Below are 25,331 nucleotides of genomic sequence, written 5' to 3'. Positions count from 1 at the left end.
AATGCATTTACTATTTTGGGCAATGGTCGTTGTCTACGCTCTGTCTCGTGGCCAACAACGCACACGCGATCGAAGATGTCTTCGCGACGGCATCCCTCGGTGGACCCGAAAAGGCCATCGGCTTCGTGCTGTGGCGAGTGCTGCACCGCTACATTCGCGAGGCCGATCGCGCGCTGGCCGACGTGAATCTCACCCATCTCCAGTTCCAGACCCTGGCCCTTGTCGCCTGGCTCGGCCGGACCGGCGAACCAGTGACCCAGGCACAACTGGCCCGGGCCGGCGACGTGGCGCCGATGCAGATATCGCACATGATGAAGGCGCTGGAGAACAAAGGCTGGATTGCGCGGCCGCGCAGTTCGTCGGATGTCCGCGCGAAAAACGTCGAGATCACCGATGCCGGGCTGGCTGTGTTGCGGCAAGCCCTGCCGAGGATGGTGCAACTACAGAAGAACATGTTCGGCGAGGACGGCGCCCCCGGCGGCAGCCTGCTCACCGCACTGCTGCGGCTGGAGTCCTGAATACGATCCTCAGCCCCGGGCCCGCAGCACGGCGTCGTAGAGCTCACGCCGTGACGGTGCCCCCGGATGGGCGGCGATCACCTCGGCGCAGGCGTCCTTGACCCGGGCCCCGGCGTCGACGCGTTCCTCGACCTCGGCGATCAGGGTGGGCAGGTCGGCCGTCGGCGTGGCGCCGGCGAGCACCACCGTGATCTCCCCCAGCACCCCGTCGACTGCCCAGTCGGCAAGTTCGGCCAGGGTGCCGCGCTTGATCTCCTCGTGGGTCTTGGTCAGCTCCCGGCACACCACGACGCGCCGCTGCGCGCCAAGCACCTCGACGGCGTCACGCAGGGTGTCGGCCAGCCGGCGCGGAGATTCGAAGAACACACACGTGCGCAGCTCGCCGGCCAGGCTCTGCAGCCACGTCATGCGGGCGGCCTGCTTGCGCGGTGCGAAGCCCTCGAAACAGAACCGATCGGAGGCCAACCCCGACACCGCGAGCGCGGTCGTCACAGCCGACGGGCCGGGCAGGCAGCTGATCGGCACACCGGCCTCCACGCACGCGGCCACCAATCGGTAGCCGGGGTCGTTGATCAACGGCATGCCGGCGTCGCTGACCACCAGCACCGTCGCGCCCGCCGTGATCTCTTCGACCAGTCCCGGTACCCGGCTCGCCTCGTTCTGATCGAAGAAGCTCAGCACCCGGCCCGCAGGCGTCACGCCGAGAGCCTGCGCCAGCACGCGGATCCGCCGGGTGTCCTCAGCGGCCACGATGTCCGCATCCGCCAGCGCCGCCACCAGCCGCGCGGAAGCGTCCGAGGGCTGGCCCAGCGGCGTCGCGCCGATCAGCAGTTTGCCGGGTGTCACGCCCGACAGCCTACGATCGCTTGCGTGACCGCCACCGCCACCGATACGCCGACGGCGCAGCACGCGGTTCCGCTCATCAGCCCGGCACCGCTGATTCCGGCCCCCGACTTCGGGCCACTGGACCGGCTGCAGGGCTGGGCGATGACCGCCGTCATCGCCGCGCTGGCCGCGGTCAGCCGGTTCCTGAACCTCGGCTCACCGACCGACGCGGGCACACCGATCTTCGACGAGAAGCATTACGCGCCGCAGGCCTGGCAGATGCTCTTCAACCACGGTGTCGAGGACAATCCCGGCTACGGCCTGGTGGTCCACCCGCCGGTGGGCAAGCAGCTGATCGCCATCGGTGAGGCGCTGTTCGGTTACAACGGGGTGGGCTGGCGGTTCGGCGGCGCAGTGTGCGGCGTGATCCTGGTGGTGCTGGTGGCCCGGATCGCGCGGCGCATCAGCCGTTCGACCATCGTCGGCGCCATCGCCGGGCTGCTGCTGACCGCCGACGGCGCCAGCTTCGTCGCGGCCCGCACCGCGTTGTTGGACGGGTTCCTGGTGCTGTTCGTGGTGGCCGCCTTCGGGGCCCTCATGGTCGACCGCGACCAGGTCCGCGAGCGCATGTACATCGCCTATGCCGAAGGCCGGATCGCCGAGACGCCGTGGGGTCCACGCCTGGGCGTGCGCTGGTGGCGCTTCGGCGCAGGCGTGCTGCTGGGACTGGCGTGCGCGACCAAGTGGTCGGGCCTGTACTTCGTGGTGTTCTTCGGTGCGATGACGCTCGTGTTGGACGCCGTCGCCCGCAAGCAGTACAAGGTGCCGCAACCGTGGCAGGGGACGCTGCGCCGCGACGTGGGCCCTGCCGTCTATGCACTCGGCCTGATCCCGTTCGGGGTGTACCTCGCGTCGTACGCGCCGTGGTTCGCTTCCGAGACCGCCGTCAACCGCCACGAGGTGGGGCAGTCGATCGGCGAGAACTCCCTGCTGCCGCTGCCCGACGCCATCCGCTCGCTGTGGCACTACACCTACGCGGCCTACCACTTCCACTCCGGGCTGACCAACTCCGCGGGCAACCATCACCCGTGGGAATCCAAGCCGTGGACGTGGCCGATGTCGCTGCGGCCCGTGCTGTACGCGATCGACAACCACGATGTGCCCGGCTGTGACGCGCAGTCTTGCGTCAAGGCGGTGATGCTCGTCGGCACGCCGGCCATGTGGTTCATCGCCGTGCCGGTGTTGGGCTGGACGGTGTGGCGGGCCGTCATCCGCCGCGACTGGCGCTATGCGGTGGTGCTCGTCGGCTACTGCGCGGGATTCCTGCCCTGGTTCGCCGACATCGACCGGCAGATGTACTTCTTCTATGCCGTGGTGATGGCGCCCTTCCTGGTTCTGGCGCTCGCGCTGATCCTCGGCGACATCCTGCACAAGCCCAAGCAGAACGCCGAGCGCCGAACGCTGGGCCTGATGGTGGTGTGCGGCTACGTCGCGCTCGTCATCACCAACTTCGCGTGGATGTACCCGATTCTCACCGGGCTGCCGATCTCCCAGGGCACCTGGAACCTGGAGATCATGCTTCCGAGTTGGCGGTAACTCGGCGTCGTTTTCGACACCAGGGCTGCGAATCGCCGGGCAGGACGACCGTAGTGTCGAAATCGGCGTCGGCCGACTATCCCCAAACCGGTTTTCATCCCCAGGGGCGAGTCGACACGATATCTGGCAGGCTCAGACGTCGGCTCTTCTGCAGACCATCGCCGCATGGTCGAACCATTCATCGGGCCGGAGGCCCTCGCCACCGGGCGCCTTACCCGCGGTCAGTTGAGATGGCGCTATGCGCCGGCACAACCTCGCGTCTATCTGCCGAAAGACGCCGTCAGGACGCTGTCGGCCAACACAGTGGCAGCGTGGCTGTGGAGCGGCCGCCGCGCCGTCATCGCCGGCCGCGCCGCCGCGGCATTGCACGGGGCGAAATGGGTTGCTGCCGACGCCCCGGTGGAATTGATCGTCAAGCACGGACGCCGCAGGCCAGGGATTGTGATGCGGGACGAACGGATCTCACCCGAGGAAATCTGCGTGATCGGCGACCTCCGTGTCACCACGCCCCTTCGGACCGCGCTCGACCTTGCCCGATTCCTCCCCCGCGACACCGCAGTGGCTCACCTGGACGCTCTCGGCGCGGCCACCGGCGTCGCGGCCGCGGAGGTGTTGGAACTGGCGACGCGGTATCCGGGGCTACGCGGAATACGAAGTGCGCGAACAGCGCTCGATCTCATGGACTCCGGTGCGCAATCGCCACGGGAGACCTGGCTACGGCTGCTGCTCATTGACGGGGGCTGCCCGCGGCCCCGCACGCAGATCAGAGTCAGCGACGGTTTCAGCGAGGCGTTCATCGACATGGGGTACGACGAGCCGAAGATCGGCTTGGACTACGACGGCGTACACCATGCCGCCAACCGGCCTCAATACGTGTATGACATCGGCCGCGCCGAACTCATCGAGCGCCAGGACTGGCTTGATATCCACGTGGTCGCCGAACACAGCCGAGCCTTCATCCTGCACAGGGTCAGAGAAGCGTTTGCACGACGCGGCTACCCGCCGATTTCGACGTGAAGGTCGCTGCGGGCCGGGTGCCGCGACCCTGGTGTCGAAATCGGCGACGTCATGTCGGCGGCAACGGCTAGAGCGGGTCCCGGGCAGCCGGACACGACATACAGCGTGGGCCGCCGCGGCCGGTGCCCAACTCCGAGGCCGCGATGGGCAGCACCTCGATACCGGAATCGGCAAGTCGTGCATTGGTTTCGACATTGCGCTCATAGGCCACCACCACGCCCGGCGCGACGGCCAGGGTGTTGTTGCCGTCGTCCCATTGCTCGCGTTCGGCGGTGACGGGGTCCAGCCCGGTGTCGATGACCCGCAGCTTGTCGATGCCCATCGCCTCGGCGGCAGCCTGCACGAACGGCAACGCGTCGTCGATGCGCACGCCCCGGTCCTCGCGGTGAATGGTGAACGCGGACAACGAATCTACGATGTTCGGGTACATCACCACCGCGTCGACGTCGACCATGGTGCACACGGTGTCGAGATGCATCTGAGCCCGCTCCTGCGCGATCGGCACCGCAAGGACCGTGTGGGCGAGGTCATCGTCGAAAAGACTGCGCGCCAATGCTTCCGCGCCGGCAGGCGTCGTGCGCTCCCCCACTCCCACCGCGACGACACCGGGCGCGAGCAGCAGCACGTCGCCGCCTTCGACGGGGGCCGAGCGGGATTCGTAGGCCCGCCGCACCCCGAGGAACCGCGGATGGTGGGCGTAGATGACGTCGGTCAGCGAGGTCTCGCGGGCCCGCGCAGGCAAGGCCAGCGAGGTGATGGCCACCCGCGGCCCGATCCAGAACGACGAGTCCCGGGTGAACAGCAGATTGGGCAGCGGGTCGATGACGAAGTCTCCGCCGTGGTGCATCCGACGCACCAGGGAGATCTCGGCTTCACTGAAGGGCAATTCGTTGAACGTCATCCCCGCCATCAGCACGTGCGCCAGGGCCGCGGGCTCCAAGGTCCGCAGATAGGCCGAAAGCTCGTGTGCCAGTGGCAAACCCAGCCGGCGACCGTCTACCGCGGCCGATATGCCGTGCATCCGGGCCGCGCCGCTGGCGAGCGCCTCGGTGAGCAGGTCGGCCAGCAGCAGCACCTCGACACCGCGGGAGCGCAGCAGATCGGCGAACGCATCGTGTTCCTGCTGCGCCCTGGGCACCCACGGCACGCCGTCGAACAGCAAGGCGTCGTTGTTGCGCGGGGTCAACCGCTGCAGTTCGGGACCCGGCCGGTGCAGGATCGCGACCCGCAGCGTGCCGACTTCGGAGTTGGAGCCCAGCGCCACATCAGCCACAACGAGAACGTTAAACCCCACGGCCACCTCAAGTAGGGTTTAGGTGTCATGGACACGCACGAGCTGACTCCCGGCGAGATGGCCCACCGTAGCGGCGTGGCCGTATCGGCCCTGCACTTCTACGAGCGCGAAGGGCTCATCCACAGCCGCCGCACGTCGGGCAACCAGCGCCGCTATGCGCGCGAGACGCTGCGGCGGGTGGCCTTCATCAGGATGTCGCAGCGCCTCGGCATTCCGTTGGCCCGGATCCGCGAGGCGCTCGCCACGCTGCCCACGGACCGGGTTCCCACCAGCAAGGACTGGGCCAAGCTCTCGGCGGGCTGGCGCCAGGATCTCGACGACCGCATCCTGCACCTACAACGGTTGCGGGACAATCTGACGGGCTGCATCGGCTGCGGCTGCCTGAGCCTGAAAACCTGCCTGCTGACCAACCCCGGAGACGTGTTGGCCGAGCAGGGCCCGGGAGCCTCGCGCCTCTGACGCATCGAACGTCTGTGCGATACACTCGCGGCCATGGAGCTGGCGCTGCAAGGCTCGCTGTTCGAGCACGCGGAACGTCGCAGACTCGGCAACGGGGCCTGGGTGGAGCTGCGTTCCGGTTGGCTGCCCGACGCCGATTCGCTGTTCGAGGAATTGATGGACACCATCCCGTGGCGCGCCGAGCAGCGCGAGATGTACGACCGGGTGGTCGACGTCCCTCGGCTGGTCAGCTTTCACCATCTGGTCAACGAACCCGTGCCGCATCCCCGGCTCAAGCAGATCCGGCGCCGGCTCAATGACACCTACGCCGGCGAGCTCGGCGAGCCGTTCACGACCGCCGGGCTGTGCATGTACCGCGACGGCAACGACAGCGTGGCGTGGCACGGGGACACCATCGGCCGCGGCCGTACCGAGGACACCATGGTGGCCATCGTAGGTCTCGGTGCGACAAGGGTTTTCGCGTTGCGGCCGCGCGGCGGCGGGCACGCGCTGCGGTTACAGCACCGGCACGGCGATCTGTTGGTGATGGGCGGCTCGTGCCAGCGCACCTGGGAGCACTCGATACCGAAGACCAGCAGGTTGGTCGGTCCGCGGATCAGCATCCAGTTCCGGCCGCATGGCGTGCACTGACACGCAAATCAGCCGCGCGCACGTGAGGAGCAATTCAACCTCGGACGGCGGTGACCGCGGCCGTCAGCAGGTCGCGCGCTTTCCCGGTGTCGACGGGCGTGATCGGTTTGTCGGGGAGGACCAGCGGGTTCGCCGTGACGATCACCAGGTAGGACCCGAAGCTCGCCACGTAGTTGTACAGCTCCCCGGTGCGGGGGTGCCCCTGCACCGTGGTCTGCACGACGCGGTGCGTGCCGAGGGTCGGAATGCCGTCGATCTTGGGTGCCTCGATAACGTCGACCTGGCCTCTCGAGCCCGGTCCGGCGAACTTCACCTGCTTGCACGAGTCACCGGGATCGTTCACCGGGATCGGCTGGGAGGTTTCCACGGCCAGCACGATGAATCGCTGGCCCGCACCCTCGGCCACCGAGGCGGCCATGTTGCCCTTCAAGCCCGGAGGGAACGTCTGACCTTCGGCGAATTTCGAGCATTCGGCGGGCTCGAACGTCATCCCCGGCGGTATCTTCTGCGGCGCCAGCAGTTTCGGATCGATCCCCGTCGGCGCGACATCCTTGACCTTGAAGTCGGGGCCGAAGTCGGTCTTCACCTGGGTCACGTTGGCGATGTTGGCGTTGGGGTACGCCGGCTTGTCCGAGTGACTGCAGGCCGCCAAAGAGCAGGCACTGACTCCCACGCCCACGATGACAGGTATCACGTTCCGGTTCGGCATCGCTGCCAACTTACCGGGCGCGGCCGGTTCAGCCGCGTATCGCCGACACCGTTTTCACCAACAGATCCGCGGCGTACTCGGGGCCGAGCGGCGGGACCGGAGAGCCCGGGTCGGTGACGATCGTGACGAAGCAGTGAAACTCACCCAAATCAGCGGTAAACGTGTCGGCGTGCAACCGGGTTTCGTTGCCGCCTTCGACGACGGTCGAAATCACGGTCGTCATGCCGGTGGTGACGGCGTCGGGGATGGCAGGCGCGGCCACGGTCATGACCGTGCCCGTGCTGTGCCCGCCGCGCAGACCCCATTCCCCGCACTGCTCGCCGAGCGTCAGATCAGGTGGCGCCGTTGTCCGGGCGACGACGGCGTAGACGATTCCGCCCGGACCCGAACCCGACCAACCGCGCGCGGTGGCCGGATCCACGGCCGGGGCGGCCCACGCCGAGCACTGCGGCGGGTCGGCGGTCCACTGTGACCCGAACCCCCACAGGGCAATCGGTGTGATGCGCTTGTCAATTGGGGCGACGTCGTAGCCCGGCGGGAGTGCCTGGCGCACGCGGTCGATCCGCACCGGATTCACTGTGACCGCGGCCACGCTCGTCGATGAAGTGGGTGAGCTCGACTCCGGCGACCCTGCGCATGCCGCCGCGCACCACGCCACCGCCGCTGCGGCCGCTACGGTGCGCACGGGCATCCTGTCTAGCACGGTTGTCAACTCATTTTTGGGTCGTAAATCACCGACAACTGTTGGGATTCAGTGGAATTTAACTCCACCGCGGGCGGTTTGGACATAGTGAGCGCTCATTCGACGACAAAATTCGGGGAAGGCAAGACAGTGTATGGGTTGGCATATGCGACGATCACCGATGGCGCGCTGTCCGCGTTCACGCTCGGTCTCGCAGCGCCGGCAGTGGCTTCACCATCGGGTGTCGGGTCAGCGCAGGACACCATGACCCAGTTGGAACAGGACGGATACCAGGTAGTGCTGACCCGGCAGGGTCTCGGCCCGCTGGAGCGGTGCACGGTGAATTCGGTGAAACCACTACCAGTGGTGAGGCAGACGGTGCTGCTCACGGCGAGGTGCTGATGGCGGTACGGAACTGAGCCGACGCAAGGAAATGTTCTTGCCAACGCAACGTAGGCTGTGAGGTCGCTGCACGGCAAATGCCGAATGCCGCCGCAAGGCCACCCGTTCTGTGGTGCAATCCGTGTCCAAAGGGCACCGTTGCCCGGCAGCAGGATGCCGACCAACCGATGGGATAACTGATGACGTCGATTTCCCAGTCCCTCCGGGCCGGCGGCATCGTCGTCGCTGCCGTGGCGCTCGCCATCTCGTTGGCCGGCTGCCGCTCCGACAGCAAGCCACAGGACACCAGTACGTCGAAGTCGGCGGAGAGCAGCACCACGACGACGACAGCGGCCGCGAAGAAGGGCATGCACGACGCGACTTCGCCGACGGCCACCGCGGGCCCGAACTACACGATCGTCGACTACATCCGGGACAACAATCTCGTCGAAACCGCAGTGCACCAAGGAGATCCGGGCACCCCGGCACTCAATCTGCCGGTTCCCCCCGGCTGGTCACTGGCCGGCGACAAGACACCGGACTGGGCCTGGGGCGCCATCGTCTCCGACGACCCCGAGTACGCGGCAGATCCGCCGTCAGTCATCGCACTGATGTCCAAGCTGACCGGCAACGTCGACCCGGCGAAGATACTCGAGTACGCCCCCAACGAGATCAAGAACCTGCCCGGCTACGAAGCGATGGGCGACGGCTCCAGCAGCACCCTCGGTGGATTCCAGGCGTTCCAATTCGGTGGCGGCTACGTGCGTGACGGCGCCAAGCGGGTGATCGCCCAGAAGACGGTCGTGATCCCCGGCCAGGACGGTCTGTATGTGTTGCAGCTCAACGCTGATGGCCTCGAGGACCAGATGAGCGCGCTGCTCGACGCCACCAACGTGATCGACGAGCAGACCACCATCACACCCTGACCCGGGCACCCCTCATTGACTCACCGCCCGGATGACCTGGCGGGTGGCATCGCGGATCTTCTCGATGAGCTCAGCCGGGAATGGTACCGAATCAGCCGGTGGCACAGCCACTTCCGTGGTCACCACACCCAGGTCATCACGATGCCACTCTGCCCCGAGCCGGTCGAGGATGTGCCGCATGGCGTAGTTATCGGTCAGCACTCGGGCGGTAAAGCGTTGAACACCAACGTATCCCGCTGAGACCACCAGGGCGCCCATCAGAAAGCTACCGATGCCACGGCCTTGATAGTCGTCGCCGACGGTGAACGCCACCTCTGCTGTCGTCGAATCGGGTTCGTCGCGCACGAACCGGGCGTCGGCGACCACAGGCCCAAGAGCACCCTCGGTCATCACCCACACGAAGTGTTCGGCGTAATCCACCTCGAACAGGTATTCCAACAACGCTTTGGTGGGCTTGCGCACCGATTGAAAACGCCGGTAAAGGGTTTCGCTGGAAAACTCGACGGGCCCGTTCAGTGTGCGTTCGACATCACCGGGCAGTACCGGACGCAGGTAAAACCAGTCCTCACTGCGCACTTGGACCGGGATCGGCGTGATGAACGCTGCCAGCCGCTGCCGCGCGATACGCAGCAGTTTGTCGAGCATGCCGGGCAGTTCGAGCAGCGTGGCAAAGGCGTCCCGATCACCGACCCACCCGATCAACGGCTCGACGGCCACCACCGTCGCCGACCGTGGCGCGTCGCGCAGCAGGGCAATCTCGCCCACGATGAGTCCCGGACCGATCTCGGCCTCCGTCGTCACCCCGTCATCGCCGGTATGAATGACCTGCACCCGGCCGCGGCGGATCGCCAGGTAAGACACCGCGCGCTCACCCTGCCGCATCAGCACCTCGCCGGGTGCCGCCGTCAACGGTCGCAACTGCGCGGCCAGCGGGGCCAGATCAGACAGTCGGCACTCGGCGAAGAATTCCAGGGCAGCCAGCTCGTCGGCGCGGACTCCGGTCAGTTCGTCCACGTCCCCTCCGGTCCTCGCTTGGCACCAGGCTACGACGGATACCCACGCGCCGAGGCCGGACGCGGCCAAACCGGACGAGACTCACACCTCGATGCGTGAGCCGATGATCACCGTGCGGTCGAGCGGAAGTTTGAAATAAGCCGCGGCATCAGCGGTGATGTAGGACGTCGCGATGAAGAGCCGTTTACGCCATTGCGCCATGGTGGGTGCGTCTCCAGCCACCAGATCGATCTTCGACAGGAAATACGACGCATCGGCGATGTCGACGGGGCCCTCGGTGAGCGACGGGTCGAGCTTGCGCAGCGTTGCAGGCACGTTGGGCCGTTCCATGTAGCCGAACCGCGCTGTGACGTGCACGATGCCGTCGTCGCTGTGGCCCAGCCCGCTGACCGAGATGCGTTCGCTGTCCGGCACGCGCGGGATGGGTTCGGTGTCCAGCGCGAGAATGATGACATGCCGGTGCAGCACGTGGTTGTGTTCCACGTTGGAGCGCATGGCCAGCGGCGCAGTGTTGCCGCTGCGGTTGAGGAATACAGCAGTGCCGGGTACCCGCGGCAACGGTGGCCGGCTCCGCGCCAGTTCGTCGACGAATTCGTCGAGCGACCCCTCGACCTCCTCGCGGGCCGCGGTGACGATGTGGCGGCCACGCTGCCAGGTGGTCATGATCGCGAAGGTGACCACGCCGATGAGCAACGGCAACCAGGCGCCGTGCACGATCTTCGTCAGGTTGGCTGCGAGCAGCAGCAGATCGGCCGTGAGCAGACCGCCACCGACGAACACCACGAGCCACATGGGCGTGTTCCACCTGGTGCGGGCGTAATAGAGGAACAACGTGGTGGTGATGGTGATGGTCGCAGTGACGGCCATACCGTAGGCATAAGCCAGCGCCGCGGAACTGCGGAACGCGAACACCAGCGTCAGCACACCCACGAACAGCACGCCATTGATCCACGGCACGTAGACCTGGCCGATGGTGGAGGCCGACGTGTGGGCGATGCGCAGCCGCGGCAGATACCCGAGTTGTGCCGCCTGTGAGGCCACCGAGTAGGCGCCTGTGATGACGGCCTGCGACGCGATCACTGTCGCCGCGGCGGCCAGCACGACGATCGGCAGCCTGGCCCACTCGGGTGCGAGGAGGAAAAACGGTGCGCTGACGGTGTTCTCGTCACCGATGAGCAGCGCGCCCTGCCCGAAATAACTCAGCGTGCACGCCGGCAGCACCAGCGCCAGCCAGCCCCGGGTGATGGCTTTGCGGCCGAAGTGGCCCATGTCGGCGTACAGCGCCTCGGCACCGGTGACCGCGAGCACGACGGCCGCAAGCGCGAAGAACGCGATGTGGAAATGGCCGAGGACGAATCCCAGCGCGTAGGTGGGCGACAGTGCCCACAGGATCTGCGGGTGAGTGATGATGCCGCCGACGCCACAGGCCCCGATCGCGGCGAACCAGACGACCATGACGGGTCCGAAGAACCGGCCGACGACGGCCGTGCCGTGCCTCTGCACCGCGAACAGCGCCACGATGATCACCGCGGTGATCGGCACCACCCACTCCGCCAGCCCGGGTTCGACGACCTTGAGGCCCTCGACCGCCGAGAGCACCGAGATGGCCGGGGTGATCATACTGTCGCCGAAAAACAGTGCGGCACCGAAGATTCCGAGCGCCGCCAGCAACATCGCGGTGCGGTGCCCCGTCGACCCGCCCCACCGCTGCAGCAGGGTGATCAGCGCCATGATGCCGCCTTCACCGTTGTTGTCGGCGCGCATGATGAGCGTGACGTAGGTCAGGGTGACGATGGTCATGACGGTCCAGAAGATCAGCGACACCACGCCGTAGACATTGTTGTTGTTGAGCGGAACAGGGTGCGGATCCTCCGGATTGAACAGCGTCTGCAGCGTGTAGATGGGGCTGGTACCGATGTCGCCGAAGACCACACCGAGAGCTGAGATCACAACCGCGAAGGTGACCTTCTGCATCCCGGAGGACGTGTGCTCGGTGACTGAGGTCGGGTGGGCCACAACGCGCCTCTCGTTCAGCGGGTGCCGCCGATCGATTGCTGCCGGCTGCGCGCCACCCGGTCGCCCCGAAGGTTGAGGTAGCGGCAGGCCAGCAGGATCGTTACGGGCACGGCAAGCATAACGAGAAGCTCGAGCAGATTTGTCATAGATGCCGGCACTGGTCGGTCGCAGTCACAGCGACCATTGCAGGGGAATACCCCGGCATCCGGCAAGTGTCTTGACGCAATCCTTACGCACATCAGCTCCCTTGGTGCACAGCCTTTTCGATGCGTGCTCCCAGCTCGCTGTCAATGCTGCGCCAGTACTGCAGGCGGACGACGGACGCATCACGTACCGGCCTGGCCGAAATCGTCGTCCTCGGCGTGGCGCGCGCAACAGCTCACCGTCGGCTTCCCAGCCGTCCTCGGCGGGCCTGTGTTAAACCGGCAGTTGGCGCCGTAGGGCGTAACCTGCACCGAGAGCTCCGGCCCGTCCGTCCACAGCGTCACACCGTTCGCCTCCCTATGATCATGTAATCCGTTATTTCCCAGCCTCTTCCACCATCTTGCTTAACGCAAGCATTGTACTATGCAAAACCTGTGATTTCGAGAAATCCGGCCACCTGAAAATGCCCACGACGTGGGATACTTTTCGCCATGGCCACCGCAAATCAGGTTGCGACAACGAAGACGCCGGTCGACGAACTCGTCGCATTCGAGGTCGCAACGCGCGACCTGGTGGGCGTGGCACTACGCAGCGTCGAGCAACTCGAGGTGTCGCTGCCGCAGTTCCGGCTGCTGCTGATCCTCTCCGAGCTCGGCCGGTCCACGTCGTCGGACTGCGCACGCGCGCTCGGCGTCGTCGGCTCGTCCGTCACCCGTCTGGCCGACCGGCTGCACAGCTCGGGTCATCTGGTCCGCGGCACGGATCCGACCAACCGCAGCATCGTCACCCTGGAACTCACCGCCCAGGGCCGCAAACTCGTCAAGCAGGTGAGCACTCGGCGCCGGCGGGAGTTGAGCCGCGTGCTCGACACCATCAACGCCGACGACCGGGCGGCATGCGCGGCAGTGCTGCGCACGCTGCACGACCACTTCGGCGACGACTATGCCGTCGACCTCTACAACCCGATGCCGCTGTAGCCCAACGGTTTCGCTACGTCATCGGCGCGCGGCCGGAGTCAGCGCAGCGACCCATGCCGGATTGTCGGCGACGAAGAAGCCGACCTCGCCGTCGGCGATCTGGACCACGAGGTGCTCGCGCCCGCCCACCACCGCGCCCTTGAATGCCTTGGCCAGCCGCACACCCCTGATCGCGGCGACCGGAATCTCGAGGGCCTTGCCGGTCAGCGTCCGGAACAACAGCCGTCGACCGCTCAGCGCGATCAGCCCGTTGTTGCACACCATCGGATAGCCGGGCGCAGTCGCCCCGCGATAGACACCCTTCTCCGGACCGCGCACCACACCTTCGGATTCCAGCTCCGTCGTCAACTGCGCCGCGGCGGCGCGGCTACGCCGCCGGAACCAGAAGATGATCGGGATCCAGATCAGCACCTGCACGCCGAGGATGCCCAGGACCAGCACGACCACGAACACCGGCGTACTCACGGGTTGGATTGTCCGGCATCAGCCGGGTCTCCGCCCAGAAACAAGAAAACCCCAGACCAGCTGGGGTTTTTCTGTGGAGCTAAGGGGAATCGAACCCCTGACCTACTCGATGCGAACGAGTCGCGCTACCAACTGCGCCATAGCCCCTGATACCGAGACGAAAGGCTACCAGCCCGCGGGCCGGGAACTGAAACCGGCTGGTTACTGCCCGGCCGCGCGCGGCAGATCGTATTCGCGCGTGAACGGCACGTAGTCCAGGTGCTCGAAAGCCGGGTCTTCGTCGTCGATGTCGAGAACCACCGAACCGGGTCGCCGCAACCGGGACGGCACGACGTCGAGCTTGTGGTCGTCGGTGTTCTCCACGCCCAGCCGAGACCGCATCATGCGCTGGGCGCGGCGGCGGCGCAGCTGTTCCTCGATGCGGGTCTGCCGGCGTAGGTAGCCCAGGTACAGCACGGTCATGGTGGCGACGGTGCCAAGAACCCACCACGCCGACGGGGTCAGCAGGAATGCCGCGGCGGCCGAGAACACCATCAGGGCCGCGAACACTGCGAGCACCCGCTTGCGGAACTTGTATTTGCGGGCGCTCACCGCGGCGGCGGTCTTGGATTCGAAACGGCGGCTGCGCGAGTCTTTGACCGACGCCGCTGCGGGCGCCTCTTCGGCGTCGTCCTCGCCGTCCTCGTCGGGCTCGGATTCCAGCCCGGACGAGTCGGCGACGTACTCGTACTCGTCGGCGGTGCCGTCGGCCTGCTCGTCGGCAGCCTGCTCGTCGGCAGGTTGCTCATCGGCTTGGACCGGCTCGTCAAGATCCGTTGGCAGCTGGTCGGTTTCAGCCTCGGCAGCGCTGATCTCGGGCTCGACCTCGACGTGCTCGAACTGGTCGGTCGCGGGCTCCTCGGCTTGCAGAGTGCTGACGGGCAGCGCACCGGAATCCTCTTCGACGATGTCGACGTCGAGGTAATCGGGCTCGGCAGGCTCGGCGACCGGCGCAACGACAACCACCGTCCGCTCCGGCTTCGCCTCTTCGAACTCGTCGTCGAGCTCTTCGTCGAGGTGGTCACCGGACCGTTGCCAGTGCGGGTCGCTGTGGTGGCCTGCGGCCGGACCTCGCCGCAGCCGCTGCGCGTTGCGACCGCCGTTGAGAACCCGCGTGGCGAGTGCGACGTCGCTGGTGCGACGGACCGCGTCACGCTTGCTGATCAACATCGGGACCAACACGAAAAGCCAGAGGACGACGAGAGAAATCCAAAGCAGAGACTGGGGGATGCTTGGCATGAAGCCTGCTCCTTTCCCCATCAGGCTAGGTCTGTGACCAGCGCATCCGTGGGCGGCGCGCCGAGGTCAATTACACACCTGTAATTCAACTGAGACAAGCACCAACAGCCACACGTGTCACATTAGTAACAGGTTGCTCGGTGTTGGCGTCGTGAGACTGCGTCCAGGGTCGTGGCTCAGGCGGATCCACGACCCTGGACGCAATCTCGACGAACGAGCGGTCAGGCCCAGCTCGCCCGGCCGGCGCGGACCAACGCCTGCGCGGCCGATTCCTTCATCTCGTCGACGGTGATCGCGACGAGCAGATGATCCCGCCACGCCCCGTCGACCTCCAGGTAGCGCCGCAGCAGGCCCTCTTCCCGGAAACCGACCCGCGCCAGCACCGCCCGGCTGATCGCGTTCTCCGGCCGCACGGTCGCCTCGACGCGGTGCAGCCGCACGCCGGCAAAACAATGGTCGAGACCCAGCGCCAACGCCCCGGTCGCGATGCCGCCGCCGGTCTTCTCGCTGGCCACCCAGTACCCGATCCACGCCGAGCGCAGCGCCCCGTGCGTGACGTTGCCGATGGTGAGCTGACCGGCGAACTGCCCGTCCAACTCGATCACGTACGGCAGCATGCGGCCCTTCCTGGCCTCTGCGCGCAGCCCCGAGCACACCGCCGGCCACGACGAAACAGCATGGCGCACAGTCCAATCCGCACCCGATACCGGCTCCCACGGTTCCAGGTGGTTGCGGTCGGCGAGCCTGATCCGGCTCCACGCCGCCGCGTCGCGCAACCGCACCGGACGTAGCTTCACCACGCCTGCGGGCACCCGCAGCGGGCCGAGTGGGTCGGGCCAACCTGGGTGGATCCCACCCGAGCGAAAGAGGGTCATATCTAGCCGCGCTGAGCCAGGAACGCCACATCGACGGTCTCGCCGGTGCGGATCTGTTCGGCTTCGCTCGGGACGACGACCAGACAGTTGGCCTCGGCCAGCGTTGCCAGCAGGTGGGTGGACGCGCCCGGCGTGCCCCCGAGGGCCTGCACGAGGTATTCACCACTGTCCTGATCGCGCATCAACTGGCCGCGCAGATAGCCGGTGCGACCGGCCACCGAGCTGATCGGCGAGAGGGTGCGGGCCTGCACCACCCGCCGCATCGGCTGGCGTTTACCTAGCGACAACCGGATCAGCGGACGCACCATCACCTCGAATACGACAAGCGCGCTCACCGGATTGGCGGGCAACAAGAACACAGGTACCCGGTCGCGGCCCAGCTGCCCGAAGCCCTGCACCGAGCCCGGGTGCATGGCGATGCGGACCACCTCCATCTCGCCCAGCTCGGCGAGCACCGTACGCACGCTCTCGGCCGCAGCCCCGCCAACCGCGCCGGCGATCACCACGATCTCGTTCCGATTCACCTGGCCCTCAACGGTTTCCCGCAATTCGCCGGGATCGGTGCTGATGATGCCGACGCGGTTCACCTCGGCTCCGGCATCGCGCCCCGCCGCTGCCAGCGCATAGGAGTTGACGTCGTAGACCTGCCCGGTGCCCGGCGTGCGGGATACGTCGACGAGCTCGCCGCCGACGCACATCACGGACAGCCTCGGGCGCGGGTGCACCAGCACCCGGTCGCGGCCGACCGCGGCAAGCAAGCCGACCTGGGCAGGCCCGATGATGGTGCCCGCCCGCACCGCAACGTCACCGGGTTGCACGTCGTCGCCGGTGCGCCGCACGTAGGCGCCGGACCGCACACCCCGCAGTACCCGCACGCGGTTCTGCCCGCCGTCGGTCCACCGCAGCGGCAACACGGCGTCGGCCAGCGTCGGCATCGGGGCACCGGTCTGCACTCGGGCTGCCTGCCGCGGCTGCAGCCGGCTGGGCGTCCGCGCTCCCGCTTCGATCAAACCCATCACCGGCAGGCTGATCTCGCCGTTGCTGCTCTCGTCCGCGTCACCGTCGTCGCTCACGCCGAGGACGTCGACGCTGCGCACCGCGTACCCGTCGATGGCAGCCTGGTCGAATCCCGGCATCGGCCGCTCGGTCACGACCTCTTCCGCGCACATCAGCCCCTGCGCTTCGGCTATGGCCACCCGCACCGGCCGAGGCGCCACCGCGGCGGCGGCCACCCTGGCCTGCTGCTCCTCCACCGAACGCACAACACGCCTTCCTATCCCGTCTCTACCGGGCCCGACGCGCGGCTCTTACTTCTCGGCCAGGCCCAACCGTTCGACCAACCACCGCCGCAACTCGGGGCCGTAGTCGTCGCGTTCCAACGCAAAGTCAACCGCAGCCATCAGGTAGCCGCCGGGATTTCCCAGGTCGTGTCGAGCGCCGCGGTGCACCACCACATGCACCGGATGGCCTTCCTCGATCAGCAGCGCGATGGCGTCGGTGAGCTGGATCTCGCCGCCCACGCCACGCGGAACCCGGCGCAGTGCATCGAATATCGCGCGGTCCAGCACGTAGCGGCCGGCCGCGGCGTAGTGCGACGGGGCGTCCTCGGGCTTGGGCTTCTCGACCATGCCCTTGACGCGCAGCACGTTGGGATTGTTGGAGTCGGCGACAGGCTCGACGTCGAACACGCCGTAGGCGCTGATGTCGTCGCCGGGTACCTCGATCGCGCACAGCACCGAGCCGCCGCGCTTGGACCGTGCCCGCGACATCGTCTCCAGCACACCGGTCGGCAACACCAGATCGTCGGGCAGGAGCACGGAGATGGCGTCTTCGTCGGGATGCAGGCTGGCCTCGACACAGCTGACGGCGTGGCCCAAGCCGAGCGGCTCGGCCTGTACGACCGATTCGACCTTGATCAGGGCGGGCGCCCGACGCACCTTCTCGAGCATCTTCACCTTGCCGCGGGCCGCGAGCGTGCCCTCCAGCACCAGGTCCTCGACGAAGTGCGCGACGACGCTGTCCTTACCTTCTGAGGTGACGATGATCAGCCGCTCGGCACCGGCCTCCGCCGCTTCAGCGGCGACCAGTTCGATGCCCGGCGTGTCGACCACCGGCAGCAGTTCTTTCGGCACCGTCTTGGTGGCGGGGAGAAATCGTGTCCCCAGGCCCGCAGCCGGAACAACCGCCGTGTGCGGAATAGGCAGCACAGGCGGCTTCGCAGACGTGGTCATCATTCACACCCTAACGCGCGTTCTGAAATGGTGGAGGTTGTGACCCCACCGACGAAGAGCGAGCTACGAGCCGCGCTCCTGCGGGCGCGACGCGCGATACCGCGGGAGCAACATGCCGAAGAGGCCGAGGCGCTGTGCGGCTGGCTGCCCGATCTCATCGTCCCCGGCCAGACCGTGTGTGCGTACGTACCTGTCGGTTCCGAACCGGGCTCCATCGCTCTCCTTGATCGGTTGCTCGAACTCGGCTGCCGGGTGTTGCTTCCCGTGGCTCGCAACGGGGCCGACGGCGTGCCGCTGCCGCTGCAGTGGGCCGATTATCGGCCTGGCACCCTGCAGTCGGCAGATTTCGGACTGCGCGAACCCGCACCCCCCTATTTACCCGCCGAAACAGTGAATCAAGCCGCCATAATCTTGGTGCCCGCGCTGGCAGTGGATCGATCCGGCGCGCGGTTGGGTCGAGGCGCAGGCTTCTACGACCGCACCCTGAGTGCGGCGCGCGCGGGGACGAAACTGATCGCCGTGGTGCGTGACGACGAACTGCTCGACGAACTGCCCGCCGAACCCCACGACATCCGGATGACGCACGTGATGACGCCGAAAGGGGGTGTCGAGCTCCTTGGCCAGTGAGCTGCACGACAATCAGCGGGTGCCCGAGCCGGTGACCGCTGACTTCAGCGCCCGCATGCAGCTGATCGTCGATGTGCTCGCCCAGACTCTGGGCCGGGCCGTGCTGCTCGACGACGAGGAGCTGCACCCCATCACCCACAGTCGCCAGCTCGGCGAACTCGACGATGTGCGCGTGCACAGCGTGCTGCTGCGCGAGACGCGCGCCGAGGTCAAGGCCGATCTGTTCGGCGTCGGGATCGGCACCGCGAACTCTGCGATGTGGACCCCGGCCTTCCCGCAGCACGGATTGGTACCCCGGTACTGCGTGCCTGTCCGCACGGCAACCGAACGCTTCGGCTACCTGTGGATACTCGACCGCGACGGGGCGTTGCCCGCCGAAGGCCAGCGGCTGGCCGAGCAGGCCGGCGCCGACCTTCTGACGATCCTCGACCGGCGCAATGCCACGCTGCGTGCCGAGGAATCCGCTCAGCAGACCGTGCTGATGCGATTGCTCGGTGCCGCGCCCGGCGAGCAGGCCGAGCAGGCCGTCCGGGAACTGCAGGCCAGAGATATGGCCCACCCCGACAGCACCGTGAGCGTGTTCGTGTTCGAGCCGGGCGCGCCCGGCACCGGCGATCCCGTCGACCACACCATGGCGCTGCGGCTGCGGCTGGCCGCGACCGACCGGTCTCGACAGTGGTTCACCGTCACCGGTTCGCCGACGACAGTGCTGGCGGTGGCGCGTCGGGCAGCCGTCACTCCCTCCCCCGCTCCGAGCCTCGACGTCGTCGATACCGCGACCGACATCGTGGCCGACGCCGTCGCTGCCAGTTACGGCATCCGGCCTGCCATCGGCGCATCGACGGAGCGGCTGCCCATCACGCAGGCCGCCGTCGCGCTGCGGCAGGCCCGCACGGCGTTGCGGCTGGGGCAGATCGGCGCGTCCGATCAGCAGGTCACGGCGTGGTCGAAGCTGGGGTCCTGGAGAACGCTGGCGCTGCTCGCCGAGGCGTACGGCCCCGACCGGCTCATCGAGCTGATCCACCCCGGCATCGTCGCCCTGATCGACGCACGTCGAGACGACCTCGTCCACACCCTCGAGGTGTACCTCGGCACCGGTGGCGATGCGCGGCGCACCGCCGAGGAGCTCTACCTGCACCGCTCCACGCTGTATTACCGGCTGGAGAAACTCACCGAGGCCGTCGGTGGCGATCTGGGTGACGGCGAGATCCGGTTCGAGCTGATGCTCGGCATCCGACTGGCCCGGTTTGCCGGCCTGTACCAGCCCCACACGCCGAGCGGCGGCCGTCCGACAGCTGTCTGAACCCGCGCGGAAACTTTCGGACAATTTCGACCCCAATTCCAGCCATCTATTGCCACCCAAAGGAATAGCGTTCCTCTTCTACCAGCTTGTGACATGAATCACTTCTCGTGGAAGAGTCAGTAATGGGTGAAGCACCAGCGCTGAAAAAGGCGCTCAGCCAGCGACAGCTGAGAATGATCGCAATCGGAGGCGTCATCGGCGCCGGCCTGTTCGTCGGGTCCGGCGTCGTCATCAAGGACACCGGCCCCGGCTCCTTCATCACGTACGCGCTCGCCGGCGTACTGATCATCATGGTCATGCGGATGCTTGCCGAGATGGCGGTGGCCAATCCATCCACCGGCTCGTTCGCGGACTACGCGCGCAACGCGATGGGCAACTGGGCGGGCTTCTCGGTCGGCTGGCTCTACTGGTACTTCTGGGTCGTCGTCGTGGGCTTCGAGGCCATCGCAGGCGCCAAGATCATCCGGTACTGGATCCCGGCCGCCCCGATCTGGCTGACAGCGTTGCTCCTGCTGGTCGCGATGACGGCGACCAACCTGTTTTCGGTGTCGTCGTTCGGCGAGTTCGAGTTCTGGTTCGCCGGCGTCAAGGTCGCCGCGATCATCGTGTTCCTGGTTCTGGGCGGGCTGTTCGTCTTCGGTGCCTGGCCGCACAAGTCGATGGACTTCTCGAACCTGACCTCGCACGGCGGTTTCTTCCCGCTGGGCCCGGCGGCCGTCACGGTCGGCGTCGTCACGGTGATCTTCTCGATGGTCGGCGCAGAGATCGCCACCATCGCCGCGGCAGAATCCTCTGATCCGGAACGTGCCGTGGCCAAGGCCGCCAACTCCGTGATCCTGCGTATCGCGATCTTCTTCGTCGGTTCGGCGTTCCTGCTCGTGACGATCCTGCCGTGGAACAGCAAGCAGGTCGCGGCGTCGCCCTTCGTGTCGGCGTTCACCGAGATGGGCATCCCCTACGCCGACCACATCATGAACGCTGTGGTGCTCACCGCCGTGTTGAGCTGCCTGAACTCCGGTATGTACACCGCATCGCGGATGCTGTTCGTGTTGGCCGCCCGCCGCGAGGCGCCGCCGCAACTGGTCGCGGTCACCCGGCGCGGAGTTCCCGCCCCGGCCATCCTGACCTCGTCGGTGATCGGCCTCCTGTGCGTCATCGCCGCAGCCTTCTGGCCGGACACCATCTTCGCGTTCCTGCTGAACTCCAGCGGCGCGGTGATCTTGTTCGTCTACCTGCTCATCGCGATTTCTCAGATCGTGCTGCGCTACCGCACATCGCCGGACAAGCTCAAGGTGAAGATGTGGCTGTTCCCCATCCTGTCGATTCTCACCGCAGTCGGCATCTTCGCGATCCTGGTGCAGATGTTCGTGCAAGGAGGCGACAACCGCAGCGCACTGACCTTGAGCCTGCTGTCCTGGGCCGTGGTGATCGTGCTGTACGTGGCCAACCGGTGGTACCTGAGCACCCGGCCCGAGGTGGCAGGCGTGGCACCCACCGAACATCCGCACCGGGTGCTGGTGCTGGCCAATCAGACCGTGCAGTCCAGCGAGCTGCTCGACGAACTGCGTCGCATCGGAGCCGACCGGCAAGCCACCTACTACGTGGTGGTACCCGCCAGCCCCATCGAGACGGGCGCCGCGGCCAGCCACGGACCACTGGATGTCTGGGAGGCCACGAAACAGGTTGCCCAGCAACGGCTTGACGACACGCTGCAGACACTGCGCGCCGACGACCTGGATGCCAACGGCGAGTTGGGCGACTACCGCCCGTTGCGCGCCCTGTCAGCGGCCGTCGACGCCTTCCATCCCGACCAGATCGTGATCTCGACACTGCCACCGGAGGATTCGGTGTGGGATCGCTTCGATGTGGTCGACCGCGCCCGCGCCGAGCACCAGATCCCCGTCACCCATGTGGTGGCGCGGACCGCAGCACAGGAACCTGCGTCGTGACCATCCTGGCCGCCTTCAGCGCGAGCAGTCAGGGCAGTGCCCCGCTGAACCTGGCCGCACAGCTCGCCCGCACGACCGGTGACAAGGTGGTCGCGGCAGCCGTGGTGGAACGGCCGTGGCCGCCCAGGGGCGATCCGGTCGAGGACGAGTACCTGCGGTACATCACGACACAGGCCACGCAATCGCTGGACCGAGCCGTCGCGGGGTTGCCCAAGGACGTCGACATTCCGACCACTATCCATCAGTCCAGTTCCGTACCAACGGGTTTGATCGAACTGGCGGTGGCCAACCAGGCCAATCTGGTGGTGGTCGGGTCATCGTCCTCGGGCCTGCTGGGCCGGGTCGCGCTGGGCAGCGTCACCGAACGGCTCGTACACACCGCAGAGGTACCGGTCGCCATCGCGCCCCGGGGCTACCCGCAGAACGCCGGGCGCATCCGCAGGCTCACCGCGTCCTACGGCGGCGAGGCCGATATCAACGGCCTCATCCCGGCCGCCGCCGAACTGGCCGAGAAGTGGTCGGCGAAGCTGCGCATCGTGTCGTTCACGGTGCGCAACACCAAGGCGTTCCGCGGCATCATCGAGTCCTCGGCAGAGGATCTCGTGGTGGAACAGTGGACACGCCGCACCATCGCCGATATCACCAAGCAGCTCAACGATATTCGCGAGCACATGACGGTTCCCGACGTTGACGTGGTCGTGGGCGCGGGACACGACTGGAACGCGGCGGTGGAGAGCGTGCCGTGGGAGGCCGGGGACATGCTCGTGCTCGGATCTGGAGCGGCTGCACAATCGGCGCAGGTGTTCCTGGGCTCGGCCGCGGCCAAGATCCTGCGTCACGCGCCGGTTCCGGTGATGATCGTGCCGCGCCGCTGACCGTGCCGCGGGCGTAGCCCCGCGTCCAGGACTGTCATGACTCGCTCGGACAGGGCTGTCGCGCTGGTGTCGGTTGGGCCGGCCTCCTGGGGCTGGATGGTGCCGAAATCCAGGGCATGGGCGATCATGACGGTCGGCGCGCTCATCGTCGCCGGGGAGTCGGGCCACGACGACCGCAGCGGATCACCGTCCGCCGTCCGGTCCGCATGCGTGGCCGGACGGGAATGACCCGACCCACGTAGCGGTTCTAGCACTTGAGCCGGTAGAGTGCTAACGAGATTGACTTTAGTCGGAGGTTTTCGTGCCTACCTATTCCTATGCATGCACCGAGTGCGGCAATCGGTTCGACGCGGTGCAGGCGTTCAGCGACGATGCGCTGACCACCTGCCCCAAGTGCTCCGGCAAGCTGCGCAAGCTGTTCGGCTCGGTGGGAGTGGTGTTCAAGGGCAGCGGTTTCTACCGCACCGACAACCGGGATTCGGGCAAGAGCTCGTCCAACGGTTCCGCCAAGAGTTCGGAGAGCTCCAGCTCGTCGGAGAAGGCCTCGTCTTCCGCGTCGTCCTCCAGCAGCTCGAGCAGCTCGTCGAGCAGTTCCAGCTCCGCCCCGGCCGCCGCCGCGTCGAGCTGACCCGCCGAGTTATCCACAGGCCGACGGCAACACCGTTCCGGCGTCGCATTGCGGCGCCTACGGTGACGCCATGGCCGAATCCCTCAACCCTTCGGCACTGCGCCGGCTGAGCGCTGCGCTGCGTCCGGACTGGACGCGTACGGTCGCTGCCCGCCGCGCGGCCGCCGCTGGTCTGGTGGTGCTTGCCGCTGTTGCCGCCGTGCGCGCCGATCCCAGAGGCGAGCAGGCCGAGATCGCGGTGGCTGCCCATGATCTGACCCCGGGCGTGACGCTGACGGCTGAAGACGTCCGGATGGAGCGCCGTAGCTCCGCCACCCTGCCCGACGGCGCCCAGACCGACCTCACGGCCCTGATCGGCGCCACGGTCGCCGGGCCTGCCCGCCGCGGCGAAGTGCTCACCGACGTGCGCCTGCTCGGGCCTCGGCTGACCGAGTCAGCCGCGGGGCCGGACGCCAGAATCGTCCCGCTGCAACTGCAGGACACCGCTGTGCTCGACCTGATCCGGCCCGGCGATGTGGTCGACGTGCTCACCGCGGGCGACAACGACGAATCCCGGCCGCGGGTGATCGCCACGGACGCCGTGGTGGTCCTGGTGTCAGAGAAGCCCAAGGGCGGCGGCGAGCGGGTCGCATTGGTGGCCCTGCCCGCGCGGCCTGCCAACGATGTGGCCGCAGCAAGCCTGGTCGCCGCTGTGACCGTTGTGTTGCATTAGCGGTGCACAGCAGCGACGGCCGAACTCTGCTGACACCTGCGCACCTCGGTTAGTGTTCGCTTGTCTGCACAAACCATCGTCACTGCAGGAAGGGTCCCCGCATGTTAAAAGGCTTCAAAGAGTTCATGATGCGCGGCAATATCGTCGACCTGGCGGTAGCTGTGGTCATCGGTACCGCGTTCACCGCGCTCGTCACGAAATTCACCGACAGCATCATCACCCCACTCATCAACCGCATCGGCGCGGGCAAAGAATCCGACTACGGCATCCTGCGGATCCCTATCGGTGGCGATCAGGCCATCGATCTGAACATCCTGCTGTCGGCGGTCATCAACTTCGTTCTGATCGCGGCGGTCGTGTACTTCCTGATCGTCATGCCGTACAACGCATGGCGGAGCCGCAGCCCCGCCCCCGAGCCCGACGCGACCGAGGCAGAACTGCTGACCGAGATCCGCGACCTACTTGCAGCACAGGCCAAGCAGAACGGCGAGAAGGGCGAGAACGGCGAGAAGGGCGAGAACAAGCCGTCCTAGCCCGGAACCCCACCCCGAAGACGACAGCGGCCCCCGGATGAATCCGGGGGCCGCCGTGTGTCTCCTGGGAGATGTCAGTTCATGTTCCAGGGTTCGCCGTAGGTGGTGACGCTGTCGCCGGTGGAGGCGATCAGGCGGGCGAACGGACGCAGCAGCACGCCGCCGGCCGCGCCGGTCACGGTGCCATGGGCGTTGGAGACCGCCACGCCGCCGGCCGGGCCCTTGACGTCCACGGAGAAGGTGGCGACTTCCTGGATGCCCGGGCCGTTACCCAGGTCGGCCGAGATCGACACCCCGGGGAACAGGTTCGGGGTGATGACCGAGCCCAGCGGGTTGAAGCCGGCCGAGAGCGGGTTGATGTTGGTGTCGTCGAGCAGGATGTTCGGCGTGGTGTAGCTGAAGTTGATACCCACACCCAGCGACCACGGGAAGCCGATCTGGTAGCCCAGCTCCAAGGTGCCCGCGAAGTCGGCGGCGCCGGGGCCTTCGACGTGGTACTTGGCGCGACCGGAGTGGAACCACTCACGGGTCAGGCGGTTGCGGTCCAGGGGGAACACGCCGTTGAGGAATGTGTCCCACTGCTGGACTGTCAGGGTGCGATCCTGGCCGTCGACCAGGCTCAGCTCATTGTCCAGACCTGCGTGCGCGGTACCGGTGCTCACGAACA

General features: G+C 66.9%; 29 protein-coding genes and 1 tRNA gene. 16 read left to right on the top strand and 14 right to left on the bottom strand.

Features of this window, described 5'->3' with window-relative positions; genetic code table 11:
• Positions 1-47 precede the first annotated feature (47 nt).
• The gene (locus A5784_RS23670) at positions 48-518 is read left to right on the top strand and encodes a MarR family winged helix-turn-helix transcriptional regulator (RefSeq protein WP_064947316.1); all 471 of its coding nucleotides are present in this window, start codon (positions 48-50) and stop codon (positions 516-518) included.
• A 9-nt stretch (positions 519-527) separates the two neighbouring features.
• On the opposite strand, the gene rsmI is transcribed toward A5784_RS23670, so the two are convergent.
• Positions 528-1,364, bottom strand: a complete 837-nt coding sequence (gene rsmI / locus A5784_RS23665; RefSeq protein WP_064947315.1) for a 16S rRNA (cytidine(1402)-2'-O)-methyltransferase — start codon at positions 1,362-1,364, stop codon at positions 528-530.
• Positions 1,365-1,388: 24 nt separating this feature from the next.
• Between rsmI and A5784_RS23660 the strand changes: the two genes are divergently transcribed.
• Together A5784_RS23660 and A5784_RS23655 are read left to right on the top strand one after the other, a co-directional pair.
• The gene (locus A5784_RS23660; protein WP_064947314.1) at positions 1,389-2,939 is read left to right on the top strand and encodes a dolichyl-phosphate-mannose--protein mannosyltransferase; all 1,551 of its coding nucleotides are present in this window, start codon (positions 1,389-1,391) and stop codon (positions 2,937-2,939) included.
• A gap of 165 nt (positions 2,940-3,104) precedes the next feature.
• Positions 3,105-3,956 (top strand): hypothetical protein, encoded by an 852-nt coding sequence (locus tag A5784_RS23655; protein WP_064947313.1) that lies wholly within the window; start codon positions 3,105-3,107, stop codon positions 3,954-3,956.
• 67 nt (positions 3,957-4,023) lie between these two features.
• Here the strand turns inward: A5784_RS23655 and arcA are convergent, their stop codons facing one another.
• Positions 4,024-5,229: an arginine deiminase gene (arcA, locus tag A5784_RS23650; protein ID WP_064947312.1), complete on the bottom strand. Its 1,206-nt coding sequence runs from the start codon at positions 5,227-5,229 to the stop codon at positions 4,024-4,026.
• A gap of 48 nt (positions 5,230-5,277) precedes the next feature.
• Here arcA and soxR point away from each other — a divergent pair, with 48 nt between their 5' ends.
• Entirely contained in the window at positions 5,278-5,709 is a 432-nt protein-coding gene (gene soxR / locus A5784_RS23645) for a redox-sensitive transcriptional activator SoxR (protein WP_064947311.1), read from the top strand.
• Between the two features lie 33 nt (positions 5,710-5,742).
• Entirely contained in the window at positions 5,743-6,339 is a 597-nt protein-coding gene (locus tag A5784_RS23640) for an alpha-ketoglutarate-dependent dioxygenase AlkB (RefSeq protein ID WP_064947310.1), read from the top strand.
• Positions 6,340-6,373: 34 nt separating this feature from the next.
• On the opposite strand, the gene A5784_RS23635 is transcribed toward A5784_RS23640, so the two are convergent.
• The gene (locus A5784_RS23635; RefSeq protein WP_064947309.1) at positions 6,374-7,048 is read right to left on the bottom strand and encodes a DUF5642 family protein; all 675 of its coding nucleotides are present in this window, start codon (positions 7,046-7,048) and stop codon (positions 6,374-6,376) included.
• Between the two features lie 28 nt (positions 7,049-7,076).
• Positions 7,077-7,739, bottom strand: coding sequence for a DUF5642 family protein (locus A5784_RS23630; protein WP_064947308.1), 663 nt, complete (start codon positions 7,737-7,739; stop codon positions 7,077-7,079).
• 141 nt (positions 7,740-7,880) lie between these two features.
• Here A5784_RS23630 and A5784_RS23625 point away from each other — a divergent pair, with 141 nt between their 5' ends.
• Together A5784_RS23625 and lpqN are read left to right on the top strand one after the other, a co-directional pair.
• Positions 7,881-8,132 (top strand): hypothetical protein, encoded by a 252-nt coding sequence (locus tag A5784_RS23625; RefSeq protein WP_064947307.1) that lies wholly within the window; start codon positions 7,881-7,883, stop codon positions 8,130-8,132.
• 188 nt (positions 8,133-8,320) lie between these two features.
• On the top strand, positions 8,321-9,037 hold the full coding sequence (lpqN, locus tag A5784_RS23620) for an envelope biogenesis lipoprotein LpqN (protein ID WP_064947330.1): 717 nt from the start codon (positions 8,321-8,323) through the stop codon (positions 9,035-9,037).
• Between the two features lie 12 nt (positions 9,038-9,049).
• Here the strand turns inward: lpqN and pat are convergent, their stop codons facing one another.
• The 3 genes from pat to A5784_RS39695 all read right to left on the bottom strand — a co-directional run bounded on the left by pat (position 9,050) and on the right by A5784_RS39695 (position 12,213).
• The gene (gene pat / locus A5784_RS23615) at positions 9,050-10,051 is read right to left on the bottom strand and encodes an acetyltransferase Pat (protein WP_064947306.1); all 1,002 of its coding nucleotides are present in this window, start codon (positions 10,049-10,051) and stop codon (positions 9,050-9,052) included.
• Between the two features lie 81 nt (positions 10,052-10,132).
• Complete coding sequence (locus A5784_RS23610; protein ID WP_064947329.1) at positions 10,133-12,025, bottom strand: potassium transporter Kup; 1,893 nt, start codon at positions 12,023-12,025, stop codon at positions 10,133-10,135.
• 56 nt (positions 12,026-12,081) lie between these two features.
• The gene (locus tag A5784_RS39695) at positions 12,082-12,213 is read right to left on the bottom strand and encodes a hypothetical protein (RefSeq protein ID WP_286159438.1); all 132 of its coding nucleotides are present in this window, start codon (positions 12,211-12,213) and stop codon (positions 12,082-12,084) included.
• A 489-nt stretch (positions 12,214-12,702) separates the two neighbouring features.
• Between A5784_RS39695 and A5784_RS23605 the strand changes: the two genes are divergently transcribed.
• Complete coding sequence (locus A5784_RS23605) at positions 12,703-13,188, top strand: MarR family winged helix-turn-helix transcriptional regulator (RefSeq protein ID WP_064947305.1); 486 nt, start codon at positions 12,703-12,705, stop codon at positions 13,186-13,188.
• Positions 13,189-13,206: 18 nt separating this feature from the next.
• Here the strand turns inward: A5784_RS23605 and A5784_RS23600 are convergent, their stop codons facing one another.
• The 6 genes from A5784_RS23600 to A5784_RS23575 all read right to left on the bottom strand — a co-directional run bounded on the left by A5784_RS23600 (position 13,207) and on the right by A5784_RS23575 (position 18,037).
• On the bottom strand, positions 13,207-13,653 hold the full coding sequence (locus A5784_RS23600; RefSeq protein ID WP_232006226.1) for a hypothetical protein: 447 nt from the start codon (positions 13,651-13,653) through the stop codon (positions 13,207-13,209).
• 74 nt (positions 13,654-13,727) lie between these two features.
• A tRNA-Ala gene (locus tag A5784_RS23595) sits at positions 13,728-13,800 on the bottom strand.
• 54 nt (positions 13,801-13,854) lie between these two features.
• Entirely contained in the window at positions 13,855-14,931 is a 1,077-nt protein-coding gene (gene sepX / locus A5784_RS23590; protein WP_064947303.1) for a divisome protein SepX/GlpR, read from the bottom strand.
• Between the two features lie 221 nt (positions 14,932-15,152).
• The gene (locus A5784_RS23585; protein ID WP_064947302.1) at positions 15,153-15,806 is read right to left on the bottom strand and encodes a GNAT family N-acetyltransferase; all 654 of its coding nucleotides are present in this window, start codon (positions 15,804-15,806) and stop codon (positions 15,153-15,155) included.
• A gap of 2 nt (positions 15,807-15,808) precedes the next feature.
• Entirely contained in the window at positions 15,809-17,068 is a 1,260-nt protein-coding gene (gene glp / locus A5784_RS23580) for a molybdotransferase-like divisome protein Glp (protein WP_064947301.1), read from the bottom strand.
• Positions 17,069-17,113: 45 nt separating this feature from the next.
• Positions 17,114-18,037, bottom strand: coding sequence for a UTP--glucose-1-phosphate uridylyltransferase (locus tag A5784_RS23575; RefSeq protein WP_064947300.1), 924 nt, complete (start codon positions 18,035-18,037; stop codon positions 17,114-17,116).
• A gap of 39 nt (positions 18,038-18,076) precedes the next feature.
• Between A5784_RS23575 and A5784_RS23570 the strand changes: the two genes are divergently transcribed.
• The 8 genes from A5784_RS23570 to mscL all read left to right on the top strand — a co-directional run bounded on the left by A5784_RS23570 (position 18,077) and on the right by mscL (position 24,664).
• Complete coding sequence (locus A5784_RS23570) at positions 18,077-18,664, top strand: 5-formyltetrahydrofolate cyclo-ligase (protein WP_064947328.1); 588 nt, start codon at positions 18,077-18,079, stop codon at positions 18,662-18,664.
• A gap of 19 nt (positions 18,665-18,683) precedes the next feature.
• A complete protein-coding gene (locus A5784_RS23565) occupies positions 18,684-19,967 on the top strand; it encodes a PucR family transcriptional regulator (protein ID WP_156750733.1) in 1,284 nt (427 codons plus the stop codon).
• Between the two features lie 122 nt (positions 19,968-20,089).
• The gene (locus A5784_RS23560; protein WP_064947298.1) at positions 20,090-21,916 is read left to right on the top strand and encodes an amino acid permease; all 1,827 of its coding nucleotides are present in this window, start codon (positions 20,090-20,092) and stop codon (positions 21,914-21,916) included.
• On the top strand, positions 21,913-22,791 hold the full coding sequence (locus tag A5784_RS23555; RefSeq protein ID WP_064947297.1) for a universal stress protein: 879 nt from the start codon (positions 21,913-21,915) through the stop codon (positions 22,789-22,791). Before A5784_RS23560 ends, A5784_RS23555 begins: the two co-directional genes overlap by 4 nt.
• 36 nt (positions 22,792-22,827) lie before the next feature.
• A complete protein-coding gene (locus A5784_RS38425) occupies positions 22,828-23,019 on the top strand; it encodes a hypothetical protein (RefSeq protein WP_156750732.1) in 192 nt (63 codons plus the stop codon).
• 73 nt (positions 23,020-23,092) lie between these two features.
• Positions 23,093-23,419, top strand: a complete 327-nt coding sequence (locus tag A5784_RS37750; RefSeq protein ID WP_082945037.1) for an FmdB family zinc ribbon protein — start codon at positions 23,093-23,095, stop codon at positions 23,417-23,419.
• 70 nt (positions 23,420-23,489) lie between these two features.
• Positions 23,490-24,131, top strand: a complete 642-nt coding sequence (locus tag A5784_RS23540; protein ID WP_064947294.1) for an SAF domain-containing protein — start codon at positions 23,490-23,492, stop codon at positions 24,129-24,131.
• Positions 24,132-24,232: 101 nt separating this feature from the next.
• A complete protein-coding gene (gene mscL, locus A5784_RS23535) occupies positions 24,233-24,664 on the top strand; it encodes a large-conductance mechanosensitive channel protein MscL (protein WP_064947293.1) in 432 nt (143 codons plus the stop codon).
• A 74-nt stretch (positions 24,665-24,738) separates the two neighbouring features.
• Here mscL and mspA read toward each other — a convergent pair.
• Positions 24,739-25,331, bottom strand: a 593-nt coding sequence (gene mspA / locus A5784_RS23530) for a porin MspA (RefSeq protein ID WP_232006225.1), incomplete at its 5' end; no start/stop codon positions are given.

The sequence above is a fragment of the Mycobacterium sp. 852013-50091_SCH5140682 genome (genome assembly GCF_001665685.1).
In the GTDB taxonomy this organism is placed as follows: domain Bacteria; phylum Actinomycetota; class Actinomycetes; order Mycobacteriales; family Mycobacteriaceae; genus Mycobacterium.
Note: the sequence above shows the minus strand (reverse complement) of the source record. Positions and strands in the feature narration are given on the sequence as shown.

Bases quoted from the DNA above. Each gene is read 5' to 3' on its own strand.
- mscL (WP_064947293.1), top strand. From the start codon at position 24,233: ATGTTAAAAGGCTTCAAAGAGTTCATGATGCGCGGCAATATCGTCGAC.
- soxR (WP_064947311.1), top strand. From the start codon at position 5,278: ATGGACACGCACGAGCTGACTCCCGGCGAGATGGCCCACCGTAGCGGC.
- A5784_RS23605 (WP_064947305.1), top strand. From the start codon at position 12,703: ATGGCCACCGCAAATCAGGTTGCGACAACGAAGACGCCGGTCGACGAA.
- A5784_RS23540 (WP_064947294.1), top strand. From the start codon at position 23,490: ATGGCCGAATCCCTCAACCCTTCGGCACTGCGCCGGCTGAGCGCTGCG.
- A5784_RS38425 (WP_156750732.1), top strand. From the start codon at position 22,828: ATGACTCGCTCGGACAGGGCTGTCGCGCTGGTGTCGGTTGGGCCGGCC.
- sepX (WP_064947303.1), bottom strand. From the start codon at position 14,931: ATGCCAAGCATCCCCCAGTCTCTGCTTTGGATTTCTCTCGTCGTCCTC.
- A5784_RS23630 (WP_064947308.1), bottom strand. From the start codon at position 7,739: ATGCCCGTGCGCACCGTAGCGGCCGCAGCGGCGGTGGCGTGGTGCGCG.
- A5784_RS23560 (WP_064947298.1), top strand. From the start codon at position 20,090: ATGGGTGAAGCACCAGCGCTGAAAAAGGCGCTCAGCCAGCGACAGCTG.
- A5784_RS23585 (WP_064947302.1), bottom strand. From the start codon at position 15,806: ATGACCCTCTTTCGCTCGGGTGGGATCCACCCAGGTTGGCCCGACCCA.
- A5784_RS23635 (WP_064947309.1), bottom strand. From the start codon at position 7,048: ATGCCGAACCGGAACGTGATACCTGTCATCGTGGGCGTGGGAGTCAGT.
- A5784_RS39695 (WP_286159438.1), bottom strand. From the start codon at position 12,213: ATGACAAATCTGCTCGAGCTTCTCGTTATGCTTGCCGTGCCCGTAACG.
- A5784_RS23640 (WP_064947310.1), top strand. From the start codon at position 5,743: ATGGAGCTGGCGCTGCAAGGCTCGCTGTTCGAGCACGCGGAACGTCGC.
- A5784_RS23575 (WP_064947300.1), bottom strand. From the start codon at position 18,037: ATGACCACGTCTGCGAAGCCGCCTGTGCTGCCTATTCCGCACACGGCG.
- A5784_RS23655 (WP_064947313.1), top strand. From the start codon at position 3,105: ATGGTCGAACCATTCATCGGGCCGGAGGCCCTCGCCACCGGGCGCCTT.
- A5784_RS23610 (WP_064947329.1), bottom strand. From the start codon at position 12,025: ATGCAGAAGGTCACCTTCGCGGTTGTGATCTCAGCTCTCGGTGTGGTC.